The organism is Nocardia sp. NPDC050175, from assembly GCF_044459885.1.
Taxonomy (GTDB): domain Bacteria; phylum Actinomycetota; class Actinomycetes; order Mycobacteriales; family Mycobacteriaceae; genus Nocardia.
Map to the genome: position 1 here is coordinate 544,165 of NZ_JBITJI010000003.1, position 22,548 is coordinate 566,712.

General features: G+C 67.5%; 18 protein-coding genes and 3 pseudogenes. 16 read left to right on the top strand and 5 right to left on the bottom strand.

The window, feature by feature from the left end:
- Positions 1 to 50 precede the first annotated feature (50 nt).
- Complete coding sequence (locus ACIBK2_RS13465; RefSeq protein WP_396966842.1) at positions 51 to 626, top strand: TetR/AcrR family transcriptional regulator; 576 nt, start codon at positions 51 to 53, stop codon at positions 624 to 626.
- 14 nt (positions 627 to 640) lie between these two features.
- On the opposite strand, the gene ACIBK2_RS13470 is transcribed toward ACIBK2_RS13465, so the two are convergent.
- From ACIBK2_RS13470 to ACIBK2_RS13490, 5 genes are all read right to left on the bottom strand, one after another.
- On the bottom strand, positions 641 to 1,456 hold the full coding sequence (locus ACIBK2_RS13470; protein ID WP_396966844.1) for a lysostaphin resistance A-like protein: 816 nt from the start codon (positions 1,454 to 1,456) through the stop codon (positions 641 to 643).
- A gap of 86 nt (positions 1,457 to 1,542) precedes the next feature.
- Positions 1,543 to 2,256 (bottom strand): HD domain-containing protein, encoded by a 714-nt coding sequence (locus ACIBK2_RS13475; RefSeq protein WP_396966846.1) that lies wholly within the window; start codon positions 2,254 to 2,256, stop codon positions 1,543 to 1,545.
- A gap of 584 nt (positions 2,257 to 2,840) precedes the next feature.
- Complete coding sequence (locus ACIBK2_RS13480; RefSeq protein ID WP_396966848.1) at positions 2,841 to 3,290, bottom strand: SgcJ/EcaC family oxidoreductase; 450 nt, start codon at positions 3,288 to 3,290, stop codon at positions 2,841 to 2,843.
- Between the two features lie 61 nt (positions 3,291 to 3,351).
- Positions 3,352 to 3,978 (bottom strand): alpha-ketoglutarate-dependent dioxygenase AlkB, encoded by a 627-nt coding sequence (locus tag ACIBK2_RS13485; protein WP_396966850.1) that lies wholly within the window; start codon positions 3,976 to 3,978, stop codon positions 3,352 to 3,354.
- Between the two features lie 56 nt (positions 3,979 to 4,034).
- Positions 4,035 to 4,589, bottom strand: coding sequence for a TetR/AcrR family transcriptional regulator (locus ACIBK2_RS13490; protein ID WP_396966852.1), 555 nt, complete (start codon positions 4,587 to 4,589; stop codon positions 4,035 to 4,037).
- 136 nt (positions 4,590 to 4,725) lie between these two features.
- Between ACIBK2_RS13490 and ACIBK2_RS13495 the strand changes: the two are divergent.
- The 15 genes and pseudogenes from ACIBK2_RS13495 to ACIBK2_RS13565 form a co-directional block, all read left to right on the top strand.
- Positions 4,726 to 5,537 (top strand): annotated as a pseudogene (locus tag ACIBK2_RS13495) (SAM-dependent methyltransferase).
- 157 nt (positions 5,538 to 5,694) lie between these two features.
- On the top strand, positions 5,695 to 6,327 hold the full coding sequence (gene pyrR, locus ACIBK2_RS13500; protein WP_396966854.1) for a bifunctional pyr operon transcriptional regulator/uracil phosphoribosyltransferase PyrR: 633 nt from the start codon (positions 5,695 to 5,697) through the stop codon (positions 6,325 to 6,327).
- 76 nt (positions 6,328 to 6,403) lie between these two features.
- The gene (locus tag ACIBK2_RS13505; RefSeq protein WP_396966856.1) at positions 6,404 to 7,360 is read left to right on the top strand and encodes an aspartate carbamoyltransferase catalytic subunit; all 957 of its coding nucleotides are present in this window, start codon (positions 6,404 to 6,406) and stop codon (positions 7,358 to 7,360) included.
- A complete protein-coding gene (locus tag ACIBK2_RS13510; protein WP_396966858.1) occupies positions 7,357 to 8,649 on the top strand; it encodes a dihydroorotase in 1,293 nt (430 codons plus the stop codon). The genes ACIBK2_RS13505 and ACIBK2_RS13510 overlap by 4 nt, the downstream gene beginning before the upstream one ends.
- A gap of 16 nt (positions 8,650 to 8,665) precedes the next feature.
- Complete coding sequence (locus tag ACIBK2_RS13515) at positions 8,666 to 9,181, top strand: transporter (RefSeq protein ID WP_396966860.1); 516 nt, start codon at positions 8,666 to 8,668, stop codon at positions 9,179 to 9,181.
- A gap of 26 nt (positions 9,182 to 9,207) precedes the next feature.
- Positions 9,208 to 10,350, top strand: coding sequence for a glutamine-hydrolyzing carbamoyl-phosphate synthase small subunit (gene carA, locus ACIBK2_RS13520; protein ID WP_396967226.1), 1,143 nt, complete (start codon positions 9,208 to 9,210; stop codon positions 10,348 to 10,350).
- Positions 10,350 to 13,676, top strand: a complete 3,327-nt coding sequence (gene carB / locus ACIBK2_RS13525; RefSeq protein ID WP_396966862.1) for a carbamoyl-phosphate synthase large subunit — start codon at positions 10,350 to 10,352, stop codon at positions 13,674 to 13,676. The genes carA and carB overlap by 1 nt, the downstream gene beginning before the upstream one ends.
- Before the next feature lie 19 nt (positions 13,677 to 13,695).
- A complete protein-coding gene (gene pyrF, locus ACIBK2_RS13530; protein ID WP_396966864.1) occupies positions 13,696 to 14,520 on the top strand; it encodes an orotidine-5'-phosphate decarboxylase in 825 nt (274 codons plus the stop codon).
- Between the two features lie 612 nt (positions 14,521 to 15,132).
- Positions 15,133 to 15,453 (top strand): integration host factor, actinobacterial type, encoded by a 321-nt coding sequence (mihF, locus tag ACIBK2_RS13535; protein ID WP_014986450.1) that lies wholly within the window; start codon positions 15,133 to 15,135, stop codon positions 15,451 to 15,453.
- A gap of 20 nt (positions 15,454 to 15,473) precedes the next feature.
- The gene (gene gmk / locus ACIBK2_RS13540) at positions 15,474 to 16,046 is read left to right on the top strand and encodes a guanylate kinase (protein WP_396966867.1); all 573 of its coding nucleotides are present in this window, start codon (positions 15,474 to 15,476) and stop codon (positions 16,044 to 16,046) included.
- 26 nt (positions 16,047 to 16,072) lie between these two features.
- The gene (gene rpoZ, locus ACIBK2_RS13545; protein WP_357392002.1) at positions 16,073 to 16,354 is read left to right on the top strand and encodes a DNA-directed RNA polymerase subunit omega; all 282 of its coding nucleotides are present in this window, start codon (positions 16,073 to 16,075) and stop codon (positions 16,352 to 16,354) included.
- Positions 16,355 to 16,399: 45 nt separating this feature from the next.
- Positions 16,400 to 17,623, top strand: a complete 1,224-nt coding sequence (gene coaBC / locus ACIBK2_RS13550; RefSeq protein WP_396966870.1) for a bifunctional phosphopantothenoylcysteine decarboxylase/phosphopantothenate--cysteine ligase CoaBC — start codon at positions 16,400 to 16,402, stop codon at positions 17,621 to 17,623.
- Positions 17,624 to 17,837: 214 nt separating this feature from the next.
- Positions 17,838 to 19,049, top strand: a complete 1,212-nt coding sequence (metK, locus tag ACIBK2_RS13555) for a methionine adenosyltransferase (protein WP_396966872.1) — start codon at positions 17,838 to 17,840, stop codon at positions 19,047 to 19,049.
- 162 nt (positions 19,050 to 19,211) lie between these two features.
- Positions 19,212 to 19,550: pseudogene (locus ACIBK2_RS13560) on the top strand (primosomal protein N'); the annotation flags it as partial.
- Positions 19,551 to 20,702: 1,152 nt separating this feature from the next.
- A pseudogene (locus ACIBK2_RS13565) lies at positions 20,703 to 22,352 on the top strand (primosomal protein N'); the annotation flags it as partial.
- Between the last annotated feature and the right edge of the window lie 196 nt (positions 22,353 to 22,548).

The following is a 22,548-nucleotide window of genomic DNA, read 5'->3' on the forward strand; positions in this document are numbered from 1 at the left end:
TTTCGCAACGATATGGACCAACGGTCAAGTTGTCAACGAAAGTGGGTGCGATGTCCGACGGGCGTCCGAAGGAACGGGCCGATGCCGCGCGTAACCGGCGCGCGATTCTCGACGCGACCACCGCGCTGCTCGCCGAACACGGGGCCGAGGCGATCACCATGGACCGGGTCGCGGCCGCGGCCGGGGTGGGAAAGGGGACCATCTTTCATCGCTTCGGCAGTCGCGCCGGGCTGCTGCACGAGATGGTTGCGGAGAGCGCGCTCACGTTGATGGATGCGATCACCAGTGGACCGCCACCGTTGGGCCCCGGCGCACCGGCCGATGCGCGGCTGCTCGCCTATTTCGATGCGATGACGCGGTTGGTGATCGACAACTCGGAGCTCATGGCCGCCTACCGCACCGAACCGCCGCATCCGCGCACCGGGGAGTTCCACGCGTTCTGGGACAACCACATCACCGCGCTGCTGCGCGAAGCGCGGCCCGATCTCGACGCCGAGGTGGTGGGCAGGCTGTTACTCGCCGCGATCGGCAGCGAATTGGTGCAAGTCATGGTCCGTTCCGGCGAGACCGACCGGCTGCTCGCCGCTGTTCGGGAACTGATCGAGTCGGTGCTGCGCACGCCCTGAAATCTCTTGTGCCATCACCACATTGCGGCAAGCATCGGGATGGGCAGGTTGATGATGCCGTGAACAAGGAAGAGCAGCCAGGGATTTCGGTACCGAGACCACAGGTAGCCGAGGAAAATGCCGTATCCGCCGATGTGCACGAAGGCGCTGGCGAGGTCGACGCCGAAACCGTTGCCGCCGTGGATCACCGCGTGCCAGGAGGCGAACACCAACGAGGTGACCACGATCGCGGGCCAGCGCCCCAGGCTGATCTCCAGTCGGGTTTGCAGCCAGACCCGGTAGAAGATCTCCTCCAGCATCGCATTCAGGACGAACACGCACAGCACGGCGATCAGGTCCGGTCGCGCGCCGGTGTAACCATGGCCGAACAGCGTGAACAGGGCAAGGAAGGTGAGTACCGCTGGTGCGGGTCGAAGCCAACGGCCACGAGTGTCGACCCGGTACCACTCGCGCCAGGACGCCAATCGGAACAGCAACGGAATGGCAAGCAGTAGTGGCAGTTTCAGGGCGAGCAGCCAGCCGTTGCCGCCAGGGGAGAGGGCGAAGCTGATGGTGAAGGCGAGTGCGAGGGCGAAGAGCCACCAGCCCTGACGCATGGTGCGCGGATCATCCGGCAGCACTGCGTTGTCGCGTGGTTTCGGCGGCACCAGCCAGGCGGCCGCGACCCCACCGAACGCCGTCAGGATAGGTATCCACAGGGGCAACGTGTCGTCGTTGTCGGCCGAGTAGCGCAGTGCGGTGTGGCCCGTCCCAACGAGCGTCAGCACCGAGGCGATGAACGTCAGAAGTCCCGCTGCCAGCAGGAAGCCGCTCGCCCCTCGAAGTCGCATGCGCCTCACGATGCCATCGGTGCCGCGCCGGTCGGTCCCGGCGGGCCGGATATCGGCCGGATGTCATCCGAAAGGACGACCGGCGATCAATCGCCCGCCAGGATGGCCTCGAATCGTTGGTCCGCACTGTCGAGTTGGTCGAGGATGTGCTGTTTCACGTCGTCGGCGAGGGGTGTGTCGGGGCGGGTGACGAGGTCGCGGTAGATCGCGGTGAGCGGGCGGTATTTGGTGGCGAGCCGGTGCATGGCCGTGCCGGTCGCGTACAGGATGCCGACACCGTTGTCGGTGAAGTCGGACAGCTTGATGATCCTGGCCCACGGGGAACGATCGAGGTTCGCGGCGACGTGCTCGCGATATTGCAGGTGCCGATCAATCGACGGGTCCGGCTCGGGGTTGGTGACAGCCGCGACCAACTCGGCCACCCGCTCGCCGAATCGATCCGCGAGTTCGGCGAGGGCGGCCGCGGTGGGCGGCCCCGGTCGATCACCGGCCAACTCCGCCGGATGATCCTCGACCGAATCGTGCAGCAGACCCGCGACCACCAGTTCGCCGTCCGCGACCTTGTAATGGCTGATGATCCGAATCGCCACTCGCAGTAGATGATTGAGATACGGCTCACGGCCGTAACGATCATCTCGATGCAATTCCGTGGCCAGGTCGAGCGCCCCGACGACCCGATCGGCATCCGGCAACTCCGCGATCTCCAACAATAATCGTTCACGCAGACCGGCCTCGCCATAAACCTCACTGATCGTATGCAGCGGCATCACAGCCAGGACTCCCGCCCCAGGATTGCTCATGCAGTCAATCTAACGGCGACCCACCCCCCGCGTCGCAGCGAAATTCCGCCTCCGCCCACCACCCGCCAAGAACACCCCCCTACCAACGAAATCCGCACCCCAACTCGGGATCCGCACCGACTCTAGGGCCCTATTCCGAGTGCCGATCCCGAGACAGAGTGCAGATCTTGGCCATATCGGCTGGAGAGGTCGCATCGCAGGTTGACTGATCCCCCGAAGTCGCACACCCCTGCAAAGGATGTGCCGCCCACACAGACGGTGTGCGCCCCCAACGCGCCACGCCGACAGCAGAATCCGCACCTTCACTCGGGATCGGCACTGACTCTAGGGCCCTATTCCGAGTGCAGATCCCGAGTGAGGGTGCAGATCTTGGGGATACCGGCTCGGGGAGCGACCGGCGGGTCTGATCGGCTACCGGAACTGCCGCCGATCACGCGAGAACCCATCCGTACACCCGCTGTGTCAGCCTCACACCGCCTGTGCCGGGTGTGCGGGTTACAGAAGCGGTGAGCGGCTGATCGGCCCTCCGGCGCAGCGCCGCACCCCTCGGTGTTGTTGCGGCGCTGCGTCGTTGGGTGGAGCGGTCATTCGGCTTTGGGGATCAAGGTGTTCTGTCTGGCCGCTGTCCACCAGCGGCCGTTTTCTTTGACCAGGACGTAGAGGGCGATCATTGCGTGATCGATGTCGATCAGTTCGCCTTCGGCGGTGGTGGCCCGGGCGACCTTGTGGGCGAAGGCGACGTCGGGGCGGAGGAAGGTGATGTCGGTGACCTCGTAGCGGACGTACTCGTTCTTCAGGAAGCCGGACAGTCCACGGCGGTTCGCTTCGAGTAGTGCGTCGCGACCGGTCATCAGGGCGCCGACCGCGTTGACGACGGCGGCGTTCGCGGTGAAGTCGGCGGTCATCAGTTCGGGGTCGTTGGTGTTGTATGCGGTTTCGACGTTGGTGATGATCTGCTTGATGGCCGCGACGTCGGCGGTGTGGTCGACGGTCGTGTCGCCGGCCACTGGCGGCTCAAAAGTCTTTGCGCTCATGCCGTTCAGCATTCAACCTCAATAATGATTGAGGTCAAGACCGGTATTGCTTTGCTCACAGTCAGCGCACGCCGCGCGGACGGAATTGGATGCTGATCCGCGGTCCAGTCGGCCTTCGTGTCTTCGGCACCGCGTGCTCCCAGGTGCGCTGGCACGAGCCGCCCATCACCAGTAGATCGCCGTGGCCCACCGGGAATCGAAGGCTCTCGCCGCCGCCGCGCGGTCGCAACAGCAATGCCCTTGGCGCGCCGATGGACACGATCGCGACCATCGTGTCCTGGGTCGCGCCGCGACCGAAAGTGTCGCCGTGCCAGGCGACGCTGTCTTGTCCGTCGCGGTAGTAGCAGAGTCCGGCGGTGCGGAACGACTCGCCGAGTTCGCGGCGGTAGTGCTCGCTCAAGGCTTCGCGCGCGTCGGCCAGCACCTGGTCGGGCAGCGGCTCGTGCTCTTCGTAGAACTTCAACAGCCGGGGCACGTTCACCACACGGTCGTACATCGGCCGCCGCTCGGCCTTCCACGGCACATCGTCGACCAGTCGATCGAACAGCGCGTCGGCGCCCGACAACCAGCCGGGCAGCACATCCACCCAGGCCCCGCGATCGAGCACCGTGCGCCGCGCGGCACGAAGCGACCCGAATTCGGTATCACCGAACCCGTCGAGCAGTGAACCCTGCAGCGGTGTCGACATGCGAGCGAATCTACCCGCAATCGAACGTATGTGCTAGCAGTAATCGGACGCGGCGGTCAATTCCTGGCGAGGATGTCGCGCGCGATGTCGACCGAGGCCGCGTAGCACTCGTCGTCGCTCAGCGGCAGATCGCCCATCATTGCGGTGCTCCAACTGATGGCCAGCAGCGCTTGCCTGGCATGAAAAACCGCGCGCGGCGCCTGCTCGGGTTCGGTCATCAGGTCGGCGAGCACCCGGAACTGATAGCGCAGGCTCACGCCGAAGCCGAGTTCCCGGAAGGCGGGCTGGTTTTCGGCCATGAAGCGCACCATGTCGCGGCCGATGCCGTGCAGCAGGGCCCCGTAGCGGTCGAGAATCTCTTGCGCGCGTTCAGGTCCCGTCGGTGCGGTCGCGGCCCACGAGACGATGTCGTCGATGCCGCGCCGCAGGTCGTCGGACAGGCTCGCGACGATGTCCTCTTTGGTGCGGAAGTGGTAGTAGAGCGCGGCTTTGGTCACGTCGAGTCGCTCGGCGATCTCGCGCAGCGAGGTCTTCTCGTAGCCGCGCTCGGAGAACAACTCCATCGCCACCGCGCGGATTCGTTCCCGCATGTCGCTGCGACGGCGATCCATGGTGCTCCTTTTGCTTGACGACCGGCTAGTTGGAGCCTAGCGTGACGGCTGCGGCGAGATACCTAGCCGGTCGACAAGTTAATTTGGAGGGATCATGACCGAAGCGCAGCCAGCGGCACCGATGGCGGGTGTGGCGATGACGGCGATCGGGGTTGCGGTGATTCGGGCGCGGGAATCGGCCAGGCCCGACCGGCTGTATGACGACCCGTTGGCGCGACACTTCGCCGATGCCGCGCGGCGCAGCTTCGAGGCGACGCCGGAGGGGGAGCGGCGATGGGCGCGACTGGAAGCGTTGGCGGACACGTTCTTCGAGGGGCGCAGCGTCGGCGTCCGGTTGGTCGACGATCGGATGGTGGAGGCGGTGCAAGACGGTTGCCGTCAAATCGTCATCCTCGGCGCGGGATTGGATACCCGAGCGTTCCGGTTGACGCTGCCCGCGGACGTTCGGTTCTTCGAGATCGATCTGCCGGAACTGTTCGCGTTCAAGGAGCCGGCGCTGGCGGCGCGGCGCCACGGTACGACCGCAACGTCATCGCCAGCGATCTCCGGGGGGACTGGCCGGAGCTGCTGCGCGCCAACGGCTTTCGCGCCGACGCGCCGACCTGCTGGGTAGACGAAGGATCGCTCGGATATCTGAGCCGCGACGACGCACTTCGGGTCGCCGGAACCCTCACCGAACTCTCCGCTCCAGGAAGCCAATTCGGCGCCGGCCGCTTCCACGTCGACCGAAATCTGCCGCGCTACACCGAACTCGGACGGCTGGTCGGCGGCGAGCACAGTGACGAAGGTCGCGACCTGAGCGGCCTCGGGCCGGACGCCGAGGCCTGGCTCACCGCGCACGGCTGGCGCACCAGCTTCCGCAGGTGGGACGACCTCGTCGCGCCGCTCAACCGTCCTGCCGCCATCCGCGACGCCGACGTCGGCCTGATCCTCGCCGTCCGCGAGTAACCGGGACGACCGCCGATGTGGCCGGGGCCACGTCCCGCTCGTGGCCCCGCTCACACCGCACTACACCTGGTGAAAGCCCGGCTCCGACCGCTGTTACGCTGCTTGCCGTAAGACATCCTTTAACGGACCGTCCGGTGAGGCGGGGAAGGAGGTCGGCATGGCCGTGCCCGAACGGGCCGCCAAGTCCGGCGCTGCCGAAACATCGCAGCGACACACCCCAGAGGGGGTGGAGGCGGGGCGGGAGCTGTTGTCGGCTTCCGATGTCAGTCGGACCATCGCGCGTATCGCGCACCAGATCATCGAGAAGACCGCGCTCGACGCGGGCGAGCCCGGCGCGCCACGCGTGGTGCTCATCGGCATTCCCACCCGCGGCACCTCGCTTGCCGCGCGGCTCGCGGACAAGATCGAGGAGTTCTCCGGCGTTCGCCCGGCCCTCGGCTCGCTCGACATCACCCTCTACCGCGACGACCTGCGCACCCGGCCGCACCGGCCGCTCGAGCGCACCTCGGTTCCCGAGGGCGGCATCGAAGACGCGCTCGTCGTGCTGATCGACGACGTCCTCTTCTCCGGTCGCACCGTGCGCTCCGCCCTGGACGGGCTGCGCGACCTCGGCCGCCCGCGCGCCGTGCAGCTCGCGGTGCTGATCGACCGCGGCCACCGCGAACTCCCGATCCGGGCCGACTACGTGGGCAAGAACGTCCCCACCTCGCGCGCCGAAGACATCTCGGTCCTGCTCACCGAACACGACGGCCGCGACGGCGTTTACCTGCGCCAGGAGGCTGAAGCGTGAGCGAGCGTAGCGAGCGAACCAACAACACAGCGGCCCCGTGCCGAACGACGGAGCCGAGCGTTAGCGAGGTGGAGTCGTGAGGCACTTGCTGACAGTTAGTGATCTTGATCGCGCGACTGCGACGGAGTTGCTGGACGAGGCCGAACGATTCGAGCAGGCCCTGCTCGGCCGCGAAGTCCACAAGCTGCCGACCCTGCGCGGACGCACCGTGATGACGGTGTTCTACGAGAACTCCACCCGCACTCGCGTCTCGTTCGAGGTTGCGGGCAAGTGGATGAGCGCCGACGTCATCAACGTCAGCGCCAGCAGCTCCTCGGTCTCCAAGGGCGAATCCCTGCGCGACACCGCGCTCACCCTGCACGCCGCGGGCGCCGACGCGTTGATCGTGCGACACCCGGCTTCCGGTGCGGCACACCAGATCGCGCGCTGGATGGACGCCTGGGCCCTCTCGTCCGGCAGCTCCGGCCCGGCCATCATCAACGCGGGCGACGGCACGCACGAGCACCCCACTCAGGCTCTGCTCGACGCGCTCACCCTGCGCCAACGGCTCGGCGATATCGAGGGCAAGCGGGTCGTCATCGTCGGCGACATCCTGCACAGCCGGGTGGCCCGCTCCAATGTCTTCCTGCTGGACACCCTCGGTGCGGAAGTAGTGCTCGTCGCCCCGCGCACCCTGCTGCCGGTGGGCGTCGACGCCTGGCCCGCCCGGATCGCGCACTCGCTGGACGCCGAATTGCCCGGCGCCGACGCGGTTCTCATGCTGCGCGTGCAGGCCGAGCGGATGAACGGCGGCTTCTTCCCGTCGGCCCGCGAATACTCGATCAATTACGGACTGTCCGAACGCAGGCTCGCCCTGCTGGCCGAACACGCGACGGTGCTGCATCCCGGCCCGATGCTGCGCGGCATGGAAATCGCCTCGCCGGTAGCCGATTCCGCGCAGGCCGCGATCTTGCAACAGGTGACGAACGGAGTACACATGCGCATGGCCGTCCTGTTCCGGCTGCTGATCGGTACGCAGGAGGCGGTGGCATGAGCGAACTTCTGATCAAGGGCGCCCGGATCTACGGCGAGGGCGAACCGGTCGACGTGCTGATCGCCGACGGTGTAATCCGGGAGATCGGCACAGGTCTCGACGCCGACGACGCGGAAGTCATCGACGCCGACGGCCAAATCCTGCTGCCCGGCTTCGTCGACCTGCACACGCACCTGCGCGAGCCCGGCCGCGAAGACACCGAGACCATCGAATCCGGTTCCGCCGCAGCCGCATTGGGCGGTTACACGGCGGTGTTCGCGATGGCCAACACCAGCCCGATCGCCGACTCGGTGGTCGTCACCGATCACGTGTGGCGTCGCGGCCAGGAGGTCGGCCTGGTCGACGTGTACCCGGTGGGCGCGGTCACCGTCGGCCTCGAAGGTAAGCAGCTCGCCGAAATGGGAACCATGGCAAGCGGTGTCGGCGCGGTGCGGATGTTCTCCGACGACGGCCACTGCGTCTACGACCCGCTGCTGATGCGCCGCGCCCTGGAGTACGCGAACACCCTCGGCGTGCTGATCGCCCAGCACGCGGAGGAGCCGCGGCTCACCAAAGGCGCGGTCGCGCACGAGGGTCCCACCGCGGCCCGGCTCGGCCTGGCCGGTTGGCCGCGGGCCGCCGAGGAGTCCATCGTGGCCCGCGACGCGATCCTCGCCCGCGATGCCGGTGCGCGCGTGCATATTTGCCACGCTTCCACCGCGGGCACCGTGGAGCTGGTGAAATGGGCCAAGGCGCAAGGCATTTCGATCACCGCCGAGGTCACCCCGCACCACCTGCTGCTGGATGACTCGCGCCTGGAGACCTACGACGCGGTCAACAAGGTCAACCCGCCGCTGCGTGAGGCGTCCGACGCCGCCGCGCTGCGCCAGGCGCTGGCCGACGGCATCATCGACTGCGTCGCCACCGACCACGCCCCGCACGCCGAACAGGACAAGTGCTGCGAGTTCGCCGCGGCCCGTCCCGGCATGCTCGGCCTGGAGACCGCGCTGTCGATCATCGTGCAGACCATGGTCGAACCCGGCCTGCTCGACTGGCGCGGCGTCGCCAGGGTGATGAGCGAGCAGCCCGCCGCGATCGTCGGCCTCGACGAGCACGGCAGGCCGATCGAGGTCGGCGAGCCCGCCAACCTGACGCTGGTCGACCCGGCCGCCACCTGGACGGTGCGCGCCAAGGAGCTCGCCAGCATCTCGAACAACACACCGTTCGAGGACATGACGTTCCCGGCCCGAGTGACAACGACGTTGCTCAGGGGCCGGGTAACCGCCCGCGAGGGCAAGGCCGGTGGGTAACCGAGGAGGACCGTAAGTGGAAAGAACGCTATGGGTAATCGGGCTGGCCGCGCTGTTCGCCCTGTGTATCTGGCTGATGTATCGGGGCTGGCAGAACCGGGCCGCGCGCCAAGAGGCCCGCATCGGTGACCTGCCCACCGTGCCCGCCGACCTCGGTGCGCAGGTGCTCGAGCCGACCACCGGACTGTATCTCGGCAGCACCATGGCGCCCAGCTGGCAGGACCGGATCGCGGTGGGCGACTTGGGTTTCCGGGCCACGGCGGAACTCACGCGGTTCGAACGAGGAATTCTGCTCGAGCGCGACGGCGCGGCGGTGATCTGGATCCCGCAGGAATCCATCACTGCGGTGCGCACCGAGCGCGGGCATGCGGGCAAAGTAATGACAGCAGATGGTGTGCTGGTAGTTCGCTGGAAGCTGCCCACCGGGACCGAGATAGATACCGGTTTCCGGGGCGACGACAAGTCGGTGTACCCGGCTTGGACGCGGGGGCTCCAGGCGGACACCAGCACGACGACGGGAGACGACGAGTGACGACAGCAGTATCGCGCAGCGATTCCATGGGGGGCGGTGGCCGGGCGGCGGGAGGGCCAGGACAAGACGCTGCTCTAGTGCTGGAGGACGGCCGGGTATTCCGCGGCTCGGCCTACGGCGCCGTGGGCGAGACGCTCGGTGAGGCGGTGTTCTGCACCGCGATGACCGGCTACCAGGAGACCCTCACCGACCCCAGCTACCACCGCCAGATCGTGGTCGCCGCGGCACCGCAGATCGGCAACACCGGCTGGAACGACGAGGACGACGAGTCCGGCAAGATCTGGGTCGCCGGCTACGTGGTCCGCGACCCCGCGCGCCGCGCCTCCAACTGGCGGGCCACCGGCACGCTGCCCGAGGCGATGCAGCGTCAGGACATCGTCGGCATCGCGGGTATCGACACCCGCGCGCTGGTGCGTCACCTGCGCACCCGCGGCTCGATGAAGGCGGGCATCTTCTCCGGTGCCGCCCTCGCCGGCACCGACGAGCTGCTCGGCCGGGTCACCGGCCAGCCGTCCATGCTCGGCGCCGACCTGGCCGAAGAGGTGAGCACCGACTCGATCTACACCATCGAGCCCAACGGTGAGTCCCGCTTCACCGTGGTCGCGGTCGACCTCGGCATCAAGACCAACACCCCGCGCATGTTCGCCGAGCGCGGCATGCGGGTGCATGTGGTCCCGTCGAACACCTCGATCGACCAGATCCTCGCGCTGAACCCGAACGGCGTCTTCCTGTCCAACGGCCCCGGCGACCCGGCCACCCAGGACGGCGCGGTCGCGCTGACCAAGGGCGTGCTCGAGCGCGGCCTGCCGCTGTTCGGCATCTGCTTCGGCAACCAGATCCTCGGCCGCGCGCTCGGCCGCAAGACCTACAAGATGAAGTTCGGCCACCGCGGCATCAATGTCCCGGTGATCGAGCACGGCACCGGTCGCATCGCGATCACCGCGCAGAACCACGGCTTCGCGCTGGAAGGCGAGCAGGGCGAGCAGTTCGACACCCCGTTCGGCAAGGCCGAGGTCAGCCACGTCTGCGCCAACGACGGCACGGTCGAGGGTGTGCGCCTCATCGACGGCCGCGCGTTCTCCGTGCAGTACCACCCGGAGGCCGCCGCCGGACCCCACGACGCTGCTTATCTCTTCGACCGTTTCGCCGGTCTCATGGAAGGAGCCTGATGCCACGCCGCACCGATCTGAAGCACATCCTGGTGATCGGCTCCGGTCCGATCGTCATCGGACAGGCCTGCGAGTTCGATTACTCCGGCACCCAGGCGTGCCGGGTGCTGCGGGCCGAGGGCCTGCGGGTTTCGTTGGTGAACTCCAATCCGGCGACCATCATGACCGACCCCGAGTTCGCCGACGCCACCTATGTGGAGCCGATCACGGCGGAGTTCGTCGAGAAGGTCATCGCCAAGGAGCGTCCCGACGCCATCCTGGCCACCCTCGGCGGGCAGACCGCGCTGAACACCGCGGTCGCGCTGCACGAGAACGGGGTGCTGGAGAAGTACAACGTCGAGATGATCGGCGCCGACTTCGACGCCATCCAGCGCGGTGAGGACCGGCAGAAGTTCAAGGACATCGTCGCCAAGGTCGGCGGCGAAAGTGCCCGCTCCCGTGTCTGTTACACGATGGACGAGGTCCGCGACACGGTCACCGAGCTGGGATTCCCTGTGGTGGTGCGTCCTTCGTTCACCATGGGTGGCCTCGGCTCCGGAATGGCCTACAACCACGAGGATCTCGACCGCATCGCCGGTGGCGGCCTGTCCGCCTCGCCGACCGCGAACGTGCTCATCGAGGAATCCATCCTGGGCTGGAAGGAATTCGAGCTCGAGCTGATGCGCGACCGCGCCGACAACGTGGTCATCGTCTGCTCGATCGAGAACGTCGACCCGATGGGCGTGCACACCGGCGACTCGATGACCGTCGCGCCCGCCATGACGCTTACCGACCGCGAGTACCAGAAGATGCGCGACCTGGGCATCGCGATCCTGCGCGAGGTCGGCGTGGACACCGGCGGCTGCAACATCCAGTTCGCGGTGGACCCGGCCGACGGCCGCCTGATCGTCATCGAGATGAACCCGCGCGTCTCGCGCTCGTCCGCGTTGGCTTCTAAGGCAACGGGATTCCCGATCGCCAAGATCGCCGCCAAGCTGGCCATCGGCTACACCCTCGACGAGATCGTCAACGACATCACCAAGGAGACGCCGGCCTGCTTCGAGCCGACGCTGGACTACGTGGTGGTCAAGGCGCCGCGGTTCGCGTTCGAGAAGTTCCCCGGCGCCGACCCGACGCTGACCACCACGATGAAGTCGGTCGGCGAGGCAATGTCGTTGGGGCGCAACTTCGCCGAGGCGCTCGGCAAGGTGCTGCGCTCGCTGGAGACCAAGGCCGCCGGTTTCTGGACCCTGGAAGACGGCAAATGGACTGACGTCGAAGCGATTCTGGAAGACCTGCGCACGCCCATCGAGGGACGCATCTACCAGGTCGAGCGGGCGCTGCGCCTGGGCGCGAGCATCGAAGATGTCGCTGCCGCTTCGGGAATCGACCCGTGGTTCGTCGCCGAGGTCGCCGGTCTGGTCGAGCTGCGCGCGGAGATCATGGACGCGCCCGTACTGGATGAATCGCTGCTGCGCCGGTCCAAGCACTACGGCCTGTCCGACGGGCAGATCGCCGCGCTGCGCCCGGAGTTGGCGGGGGAGACCGGCGTTCGCGCGCTGCGGCACCGGCTCAGCGTTCGCCCGGTCTTCAAGACGGTCGACACCTGCGCCGCCGAGTTCGAGGCCAAGACGCCGTACCACTACTCGACCTACGAGCTCGATCCCGCCGCGGAATCCGAGGTCGCGCCGCAGCGCGAGCGCGACAAGGTGATCATCCTCGGCTCCGGCCCGAACCGGATCGGCCAGGGCATCGAGTTCGACTACTCGTGTGTCCATGCGGCGCAAACACTTTCGCAGGCCGGGTACGAGACGGTGATGGTCAACTGCAACCCGGAGACCGTCTCCACCGACTACGACACCGCCGACCGGCTCTACTTCGAGCCGCTCACCTTCGAGGACGTGCTCGAGGTGTTCCACGCGGAAAGCGAGTCGGGCACCGTCATCGGGGTCATCGTGCAGTTGGGCGGGCAGACCCCGCTCGGCCTGGCGCAGCGGCTCACCGACGCAGGCGTCCCGGTGGTCGGCACCAGCGCCGCCGCCATCGACCTGGCCGAGGACCGTGGCGAATTCGGTGACGTGCTCACCGCGGCCGGGCTGCCCGCGCCGAAGTACGGCACCGCCACCACCTTCGCGCAGGCCAAGAAGATCGCCGCCTCGATCGGCTACCCGGTGCTCGTTCGCCCGTCCTATGTGCTCGGCGGGCGCGGCATGGAGATCGTCTACGACGAGGGTTCCCTGGAGGGCTACATCTCCCGGGCCACCGAGCTCAGCCCGGAACACCCGGTGCTGGTCGACCGGTTCCTGGAGGACGCCATCGAGATCGACGTCGACGCGCTGTGCGACGGCGACGAGGTCTACCTCGGCGGTGTGATGGAACACATCGAAGAGGCGGGCATCCACTCCGGTGACTCCGCCTGCGCGCTGCCGCCGATCACGCTGGGCCGCAGCGATATCGAGGCCGTGCGGCGCTCGACCGTCGCGCTGGCCAAGGGCATCGGCGTCAAGGGCCTGCTCAACGTGCAGTACGCGCTCAAGGACGATGTGCTGTACGTGCTCGAGGCGAATCCGCGTGCCAGCAGGACGGTTCCGTTCGTGTCGAAGGCCACCGCGGTGCCGCTGGCGAAGGCGGCCGCGCGGATCATGCTGGGCGCGACCATCGCCGACCTGCGCAAGGAAGGCATGCTGCCCGGCGAGGGCGACGGCGGGCACGTCCCGCTCGACGCGCCGGTGGCGGTGAAGGAGGCCGTGCTGCCGTTCCATCGGTTCCGTAAGGCCGATGGCAGCGGCGTGGATTCGCTGCTCTCCCCGGAGATGAAGTCCACCGGCGAGGTGATGGGCATCGACGCCGACTTCGGCACCGCCTTCGCCAAGAGCCAGACCGCCGCCTACGGTTCGCTGCCCACCGAGGGCACCGTGTTCGTCTCCATCGCGAACCGGGACAAGCGCGCCATGGTCTTCCCGGTCAAGCGCCTGCACGACCTCGGATTCCGTATCCTGGCGACCGAGGGAACCGCGGAGATGTTGCGCCGCAACGGTATTCCGTGTGAGCGGGTGCGCAAGCACTCGGAGCCGGAAACGGTGGACACCAATGGTGATGTGCCGCAGCCCACGATCGTCGAGCAGATCAGGGACGGCGAGATCGATATGGTCTTCAACACTCCCTACGGCAATTCCGGTCCGCGCATCGACGGCTACGAAATCCGCAGTGCCGCGGTCGGTGTGAACATCCCGTGCATCACCACGGTGCAGGGTGCGGCCGCCGCGGTGCAGGGCATCGAGGCGAGCATCAACGGCGGGATCGGAGTGCGGTCGCTGCAGGAACTGCATTCGGTGCTGCGTGGGTGAGCCGGACGGAGTTGACGGGATGAAGAGCTTCGGCGCTCGATTGCAGCACGCCATGGGGCATTTCGGCCCCGTGTGCGTCGGCATCGATCCACATCCGGGCCTGCTGGAGTCGTGGGGTCTCACCGCCGACGCGGACGGGCTGGAGAAGTTCGCGGAGATCTGCGTCGAGGCCTTCGACGGTTGTGTCGCGCTGGTGAAGCCGCAGGTCGCGTTCTTCGAGACCTACGGCTCGGCCGGAATCGCGGTGCTGGAGCGCACCATCGAGGTGTTGCGCGCCTCGGGCACGCTGGTGCTCGCCGACGCCAAGCGCGGCGACATCGGCTCCACCATGGACGCCTATGCGCACGCCTGGCTCGGCGACGGGCCGCTCGGGTCGGACGCGGTGACGGTCTCGCCGTATCTCGGATTCGGCTCGCTGGCACCGGCTTTGGACCTGGCCGCGGCCAATCACCGCGGTGTCTTCGTGCTCGCGGCAACCTCGAATCCCGAAGGGGCGCAGGTGCAACGGGTCGTCACCAGCGACGGCCGCACCATCGCCCAGACGATGGTCGACGAGGCGGCCGCGCGTAACGCCGGCGCGGAATTCGGGTCGGTCGGTGTGGTGCTCGGCGCGACGTTGACCGAGGCGCCGGACCTGTCCGCGCTCAACGGGCCGATCCTGATGCCGGGAGTCGGAGCCCAGGGCGGGGGACCGGAAAACATCCGTGACCTGGTCCCGGAGGCGATGCTGGCGGCCGCTGTGCCGGCCGCGTCACGGGAAGTCCTGCGCGACGGACCGGCCGTTCCGGCGCTGCGCGCCAGACTGGGCGAACTCCAGCAGACGTTCGCGTTCCTGCAGAAATAACCACCGAGACCGGCGCGATCGCGCCGGTCTCGGCTCTTTTCCCGGCCCGCGTGCGGTCATGTGCACGCGTGCATGTGGCCCGTAGACGGGTCTGTGTGCCCTGCTACGCCCGTTTCCCGCCCAAATGGTGCTCGGATGAGCCGACGGGCCCGGATCGGCCCAGAAGCGCGCTGTGATCAGTGCAGGTCGACAAACCCGGCGGTGCACCTCGACAATCGATCGGGGCCGGCGTCCGCTCGAAATGGTCGTTCGACCTGTCTGTGGCCCACGACACGCTGACAGACAACGCGACACGCGGGAAATTCCGAGAAAGTTCCTGGTCGGGCAGTGATGGGTTTGCTGGCGACCCATGTCACGTCATAGCAACCCTCCCGCTAACCTGTGTCAATCATGAAAACTCCCTGCTGAAGAGGCATTTCGTGATTTCGGCGGTACGATCTGCGCAGCGACAGAGGAGCAGTGCGGATCGCGCCGCTCTCGCGTCTACGGCATCCGGAATCATGCGCTGACCTGGGGGGTGGGTTCGCAATCTGCGGATGCCGTGGGTACGGTCGCTGAGACTGCCGGGTTACCGGCAGGAGTTGATGCAATGAACGATGAGACGGAGGAACCGTGGCCCTTCCCCAGCTGACTGACGAGCAGCGCGCCGCTGCTTTGGAGAAGGCGGCTGCCGCTCGCCGCGCTCGGGCGGAGCTCAAGGAGCGCCTGAAGCGAGGCGGCACCAACCTGAAGCAGGTCCTCACCGATGCCGAATCCGATGAGATTCTCGGCAAGATGAAGGTGTCGGCGCTGCTGGAGGCTTTGCCGAAGGTGGGCAAGGTCAAGGCAGCCGAAATCATGAGTGAACTGGAGATCGCCCCCACCCGGCGTCTGCGCGGACTCGGCGATCGGCAGCGCAAGGCGCTGCTTGCCCGGTTCGACTTCGACGCCTGATAACGAGGGTGGTCGAACATATGCGGAAGGGTCGACTGGTAGTACTGGTCGGCCCCTCGGCCGTTGGCAAGTCGACCGTGGTCCGTTGCGTCCGCGAGCGACTGCCGCACCTGATCTTCAGTGTGTCGGCAACGACTCGGGCTCCTAGGCCCGGGGAGGTCGACGGCCTCGACTATCGATTCGTGTCCAGGGCAGAGTTCGACGCCATGATCTCGGCGGACGAACTACTCGAGTGGGCTGATATTCACGGTGGTTTGCAACGTTCGGGCACCCCGGCCGCACCGGTACGGGCCGCCCTCGCAGAGGGTCTGCCCGTACTGGTCGAGGTCGATCTAGAAGGCGCGCGGGCGGTCCGCGAGGCCATCCCCGAAGCGATCCTCGCCTTCCTCGCCCCACCCAGCTGGGACGAACTGGTCTCCAGGCTCACCTCGCGGGGCACCGAATCACCGGAAGTGATCGAGCGCAGGCTGGAAACCGCCAGGACCGAATTGGCGGCCTGTGACGAGTTCGACATCGTCATCGTGAACGACGAGGTGACCAGCGCCTGTGAGCAGTTGGTATCCTTGTTCGTTAGCACAAATTCGAGTTCGTAATCCTTCGATCCGCAGGAGCCCCCCTAGTGAGCAGTACGGACAGCAAAGTCGTTCCCGCCTACGACACCCCGATCGGCCTCACCAACCCCCCGATCGATGAGCTGCTGGAGCGCACTTCGTCCAAGTACGCCCTGGTCATCTACGCGGCCAAGCGCGCGCGTCAGATCAACGACTACTACAACCAGCTCGGCGACGGCATCCTCGAGTACGTCGGCCCGCTGGTCGAGCCGGGCCTGCAGGAAAAGCCCCTCTCGGTCGCCATGCGTGAGATCCACTCCGACCTGCTCGAGCACACCGAAGGCGAGTAGCCGGGCCGAGTGCTCAGCTGTGACAACAACTAGGCCGGAGGCGTAGTGACCACACGGATCGTTGTCGGTGTCGGCGGTGGGATCGCCGCCTACAAGGCCTGCTCGCTGGTCCGGCGGTTCACCGAGACCGGACACCAGGTCAGGGTGATCCCCACCGAGGCGGCGATGCAGTTCGTCGGCAAGGCAACCTTCGAGGCACTGTCCGGGAACCCGGTGCACACCGACGTGTTCACCGATGTGCCCGAGGTGCCGCACGTTCGGCTGGGCCAGGAGGCGGACCTCGTGGTCATCGCCCCGGCGACCGCCGACCTGATGGCGCGCGCGGCCCAGGGCCGCGCCGACGATTTGCTCACCGCCACGTTGCTGACGGCCCGATGTCCGATCCTCTTCGCGCCCGCGATGCACACCGAGATGTGGGAGCATCCGGCGACCGTCGCCAATGTCGCGACGCTGCGCGCGCACGGCGCGATCGTGATGGAACCCGCGTCGGGCCGGCTCACCGGCACCGACACCGGTCCGGGACGGTTGCCCGAGCCCGAGGAGATCTTCGGACTGGCCACGCTGCTGCTCGAACGCACCGACGCCATCCCGCGTGACCTGGAAGGTCGCCGGGTGGTCATCACCGCGGGCGGCACCAGGGAACCGCTGGATCCGGTGCGCTTCCTCGGCAACCGCAGCTCCGGGAAGCAGGGCTATGCCCTGGCCCGGGTCGCGGCCCAGCGCGGCGCGCACGTCACGCTCATCGCGGGCAACACGATCGAGATGGCCGCGCCCGCGGCCGTCGATCTGGTGCACATCACCACCGCCGAACAGCTCAAGACCGCGGTCGACAAGCATGCGGTCGGCGCGGACGCGGTGATCATGGCGGCGGCGGTGGCGGATTTCCGGCCCACCGATGTGGCCGCGGCCAAGATCAAGAAGGGCGTCGGCGAACCCGACGTCATCGCGCTCACCAAGACCACCGACATCCTGGCCGGTCTGGTGCAGGCGCGCCGCGACGGGCAGTTGGCGGGCACCGCGATCGTCGGCTTCGCCGCCGAGACCGGTGACGAGCACGGCGACGTGCTCACCTACGCGCGGGCCAAGCTGACGCGCAAGGGGTGCGACCTGCTGGTGGTCAACGCGGTCGGCGAGGGCAAGGCGTTCGAGGTCGACACCAACAACGGCTGGCTGCTCGGTGCGGACGGTACCGAACAGTCGCTCGATCATGGGTCGAAGGCGCTGCTTGCCAGCCGGGTGCTCGACGCGCTCGGTCCGCTGTTGCGCTGAAAACCATTGTCGGACTGGGATAATGACCCAGTCCTCAACCATCGGTAGCGCAGTGGCCGGGAGACAAGTCGGACGAACTGTCTGAGATAGTGGTCTCTTGGTCGGCGGTGTGTCGGTGGTTTGCCATAGTCTGGAATGAAGGGTTGCGCGGTAACGACATCGCGTTACTGTCGCAAACCGAGACGAAATACCCGTTGAGGGAGAGGGAAGAACTGTGCGCACGTCCGGCAGCCGGCTATTCACCAGTGAGTCCGTGACCGAAGGTCACCCGGACAAGATCTGTGACGCCATCAGCGATTCCATTCTCGACGCGTTACTGACCGAGGACCCGCGCAGCCGGGTCGCGGTGGAAACCCTCGTGACGACCGGCCAGGTCCACGTCGCGGGTGAGGTCACCACCACGGCGTACGCCGACATTCCCCGGATCGTCCGGGAAAAGGTCTTGGAAATCGGATACGACTCGTCGGCAAAGGGTTTCGACGGGAACTCGTGCGGCGTGAACATCGCGATCGGCGCGCAGTCGCCCGATATCGCGCAGGGCGTCGACACCTCGCACGAGGCGCGCGTCGGCGGCTCCGACGACGAGATCGAGAAGCAGGGCGCGGGCGATCAGGGCCTGATGTTCGGCTACGCGACCATCGATACTCCCGAGCTCATGCCGCTGCCGATCGCGCTCGCGCACCGGCTCTCGCGCAGGCTCACCGAGGTACGCAAGTCCGGTGTGCTGCCGTACCTGCGGCCCGACGGCAAGACCCAGGTCACCATCGAATACGAGGGTGACCGCCCGGTCCGGCTCGACACCGTGGTCATCTCGACCCAGCACGCGGCCGACATCGACCTGGACAACCTGCTCGCCCCCGACATCAAGGAAAAGGTCGTCGACGCCGTCATCGCCGACCTCGAGCTGCCCTCGCTGGACACCTCGAACATCCGGCTGCTGGTCAACCCGACCGGCAAGTTCGTGCTCGGCGGCCCGATGGGCGACGCGGGCCTGACCGGCCGCAAGATCATCGTCGACACCTACGGCGGCATGGCTCGCCACGGTGGCGGCGCCTTCTCCGGCAAGGATCCGTCGAAGGTGGACCGCTCGGCCGCGTACGCTATGCGCTGGGTCGCCAAGAACGTCGTCGCGGCCGGCCTGTCCGACCGGGTCGAGGTGCAGGTGGCCTACGCCATCGGCAAGTCCGCGCCGGTCGGCCTGTTCGTGGAAACCTTCGGCACCGAGAAGGTCGACCCGGCCCGCATCTCGGCCGCCATCGCCGAGGTCTTCGACCTGCGCCCCGGCGCGATCATCCGCGACCTGGACCTGCTGCGCCCGATCTACGCACCGACCGCCGCGTACGGCCACTTCGGCCGCACCGACGTCGACCTGCCCTGGGAGCACACGGACCGTGCGGACAAACTCCGCGCCGCAGTCGGCCTGTAAGGAGGCGGTGCGGATGTGTCGACCTGCCCTGGGAAGCTCCATCCGATTTGCGCGGACAAACTCCGCGCAGCCGTCGGCCTGTAGGTCCGACCGCACCGAGTGAACAAACCCGCGGCGGAAACCCCCGCCACACCGGGGGTCCCGCCCGCGGGCCCCGCAGCCGTGGAGCACCCGATAGCTCGGGTGCTCCCATTGCTGTCTCCGGCCCACCTGGACCGTGACTTCGATTACCTGGTCCCGCCCGAGTTGGATGCGATCGCGCAGCCTGGCGTGCGCGTTCGTATCCGCTTCGCGGGCCGATTGGTCGACGGATACCTGCTGGAGCGTCGCACGCACAGCGACCACAGCGGGAAGCTGGTGAAACTCGAGCGGGTCGTCTCCGCCGAACGCGTACTGACCCCCGAGATCGTGAAACTGGCCAGCGCAGTGGCCGCCCGTTACGCGGGTACCCGCGCCGATGTCCTTCGCCTGGCGATCCCGCCGCGGCATGCGCGCACCGAGACCGGTGGGGCGAAGAAGAAGTCGGCGGATGCTGAAGCGGGGCAAGAGGATTCGACTGATGATGGGTCGGACGCGCCGAGTCCGGCACGGAAGCAACGGCGTTCATCCGCGAAAGCGCCACTCCGGGTCGACTCCTTGCCTGACATGACGTCCGCTGTCGATTCCACTGAAGCTGAGGCTGATTCGGTCGGGAGCTCTCCGAAGGGTTCTGTCGCGTCCGATTCGACCAGCCCCAAACAGGCTCGACATACCTCGGACCCATCGTCAGGAGTGGACGACACGGGCAGGTCGGCACCGCCATCCGGCGTGACGTGCGGGAACGCCGATTCCACTGGAGCCGAATCCGATTCAGTGACGCGCGAACCGGCAACCGATTCGCGTTCCCGCACTGTCGGCTCTGACGCGGCAGGTTCCGCTGACCTGCAATGTGTCCACTCCGCGCCGCCAGGCGTGAATGCGCCAATGCGGTCGGCAAAGTCATCGAAATCGGTGGCGTCGACCGCCGATTCCACTGGGCCTGAAGCCGATTCGACCGCAGTCCATGGGACAGTCGACGGCAGATCCCTCGCGGCATCCGCGCCGGCCGCGGCCGAGCCTGTGCCGACGCAAGAAGATCGGCCCGAGTCGTCAGGCGTGGATGGTGCCGCGCAGTCGGACCAGTTGCCCGACACGACGTCTTCGACCGCAGATTCTGTTGGCGTCGAGGTTGATTCGGCACTGCGTGATCGCACGGTTGATGAGAGTTCCACCACAGCTGCGTCGGATGCATCTAGTTCCGCAGGGGTGCAAGCGGATTCGCCCGCATCGTCGGACACGCCAAGTTCCACGGGGCCGCGACAGGAACCGACATCGTCGAACGCCTCGGGGGCCGAAGGTAATTCGGTGGTTGCTAGTTCCGTCGCCGAGGGTAAGACGGCGCCCGTACGGGATGGCGGTGGCGAGCCGGTCTCGGCGCCACAGTCGACCGGCACCGCAGCGGCACAGGGGGGCCAGGCTGCATCGCCGGACGCGTCGAGTCATGCGGAGCGGCGGCCGGAATCGGCATCCTCGAATGGCGAGGGGATCGAGGCTGATTCGGCGGTCGCCGGTTTGACGGCAGACGCGAGTCGGGCGGCAGATGCGGGGGATGGCGGCGAAGGGGCGGGGCCGGAAGTTGAGTCGGACGATGGCCAGTCTGTTGCCGTCGTCGACCAAGGGCCTTGGGGGCGATACATTCACGGACCGGCGTTCCTGACTGCGCTTGCGGGGGGCAAAGGGCCGCGGGCGGCTTGGCAGGCGTTGCCGGGGGAGGATTGGCCGCGGCGGTTGGCGGAGTTGGCGGCGGCGGTTGCTGAGGAGGGGCGTAGTGCGATTTTGATGGTGCCGGATCAGCGGGATCTGGATCGGGTGTTGGCGGAATGTACTCGGTTGCTGGGGGAATCGGCGGTGGGGTTGTCGGCTGGGCTCGGGCCTGCGGCGCGGTATCGGCGGTGGTTGGCGGTATTGCGGGGGACGGCGCGGGTGGTGGTCGGGACGCGTAGTGCGGTGTTTGCACCGGCGAAAGACCTTGGGCTGATTGCTATTTGGGATGACGGGGATGACACCTACGCTGAGCCGCGTTCGCCGTATCCGCATGCGCGGGAGGTGGCGATGCTGCGGTCGCACGAGACGGGGGCTGCGTTCGTCGCGGCCGGTTTCGCGCGGACCGCGGAGATTCAGGCGGTTGTCGAGTCCGGCTGGGCGCATGACTTGGTTGCCGATCGGATGGTGGTGCGCGATGCGGCGCCGCGGATCAGCGTGCCCGGCGATACTGATCTGGCGATGGAGCGGGATCCGGTCGCGCGGGCGGTTCGGATTCCCGGCGTCGCGTACGCGGCTGCGCGGGCGGCGCTGAAGGAGGGCGCGGGCGTACTGGTGCAGGTGCCGCGTCGCGGGTACGTCCCGTCGCTGGCCTGCGCGAAATGCCGGACTCCCGCCAGGTGCCGCCACTGCAACGGACCGCTGGCACTGCCGGATGGTCGTGCGCGGCACAGTGATTCGCAGGGCGACGCCGCGCACAGCCCGAGCTGTCGCTGGTGTGGCATCACCGAGGCGGCGTTCCGCTGTTCCTCCTGCGGTTCGCGGGCCTTGCGCGCGGTGGTGATCGGCGCGACCCGCACGGCGGAAGAACTCGGCCGGGCGTTCCCCGGCGTGCCGATTCGCGGGTCCGGTGGTGGCGCGATGCTCGACACGGTCGAACCCGGTCCACAGGTGGTGGTCGCGACCGTCGGCGCCGAACCGGTCCTGCCCGGCGGTTACGGAGTAGCTCTGCTGCTCGACAGTTGGGCCCTGCTCAGCCGCGCCGACCTGCGCGCCTCCGAGGACGCGCTGCGCCGCTGGATGACCGCCGCGACCCTGGTCCGGTCGCGCGGCCAGGTCATCGTGATGGCCGATCCCGGCATCCCCACGGTCCAGGCGCTGGTCCGCTGGGACCCCGTCGGCCACGCCAGAGTCGAGTACGCATCCCGCGCCGAGGTCGGCTTCCCCCCGTCCGTCCGGATGGCAGCAGTCGACGGCACCTCCGACTCCATCGCCGAATTACTCTCAGCCACAGACCTTCCCGCCGACGTCGAGGTACTCGGCCCGGTCCCACTCCCAGTCGGCGCCCGCAAGCCGTTCTCCTCCGGCGACACCCCCGCCGAAGTCGAACGAATTCTGCTCCGCGTCGACCGCAAATCCGGCGCCGCCCTGGCCCGCGCCCTAACCGCCGCCCAAGCCATCCGCAGCACCCACCGCTCCGACGCCCCGCTGCGCGTGCAAATCGACCCGGTCGATATCGGCTGACCCCGGTTCCGACGCACCGTTCGGACGCGCCGCTGCAGATCAACCCGGACCACGTGTCGGTTGATCTCTGGCAGCTGACTCAATACTCGATTTCGGGCCTGCATCACCGAATCGCGGTGCAGTCGGCCGGTGACCCGTAACTTGACGAAGACTCGCTGACCTGGTCCTTCCCCGGTGTCACGCTCAGGTGGATGCG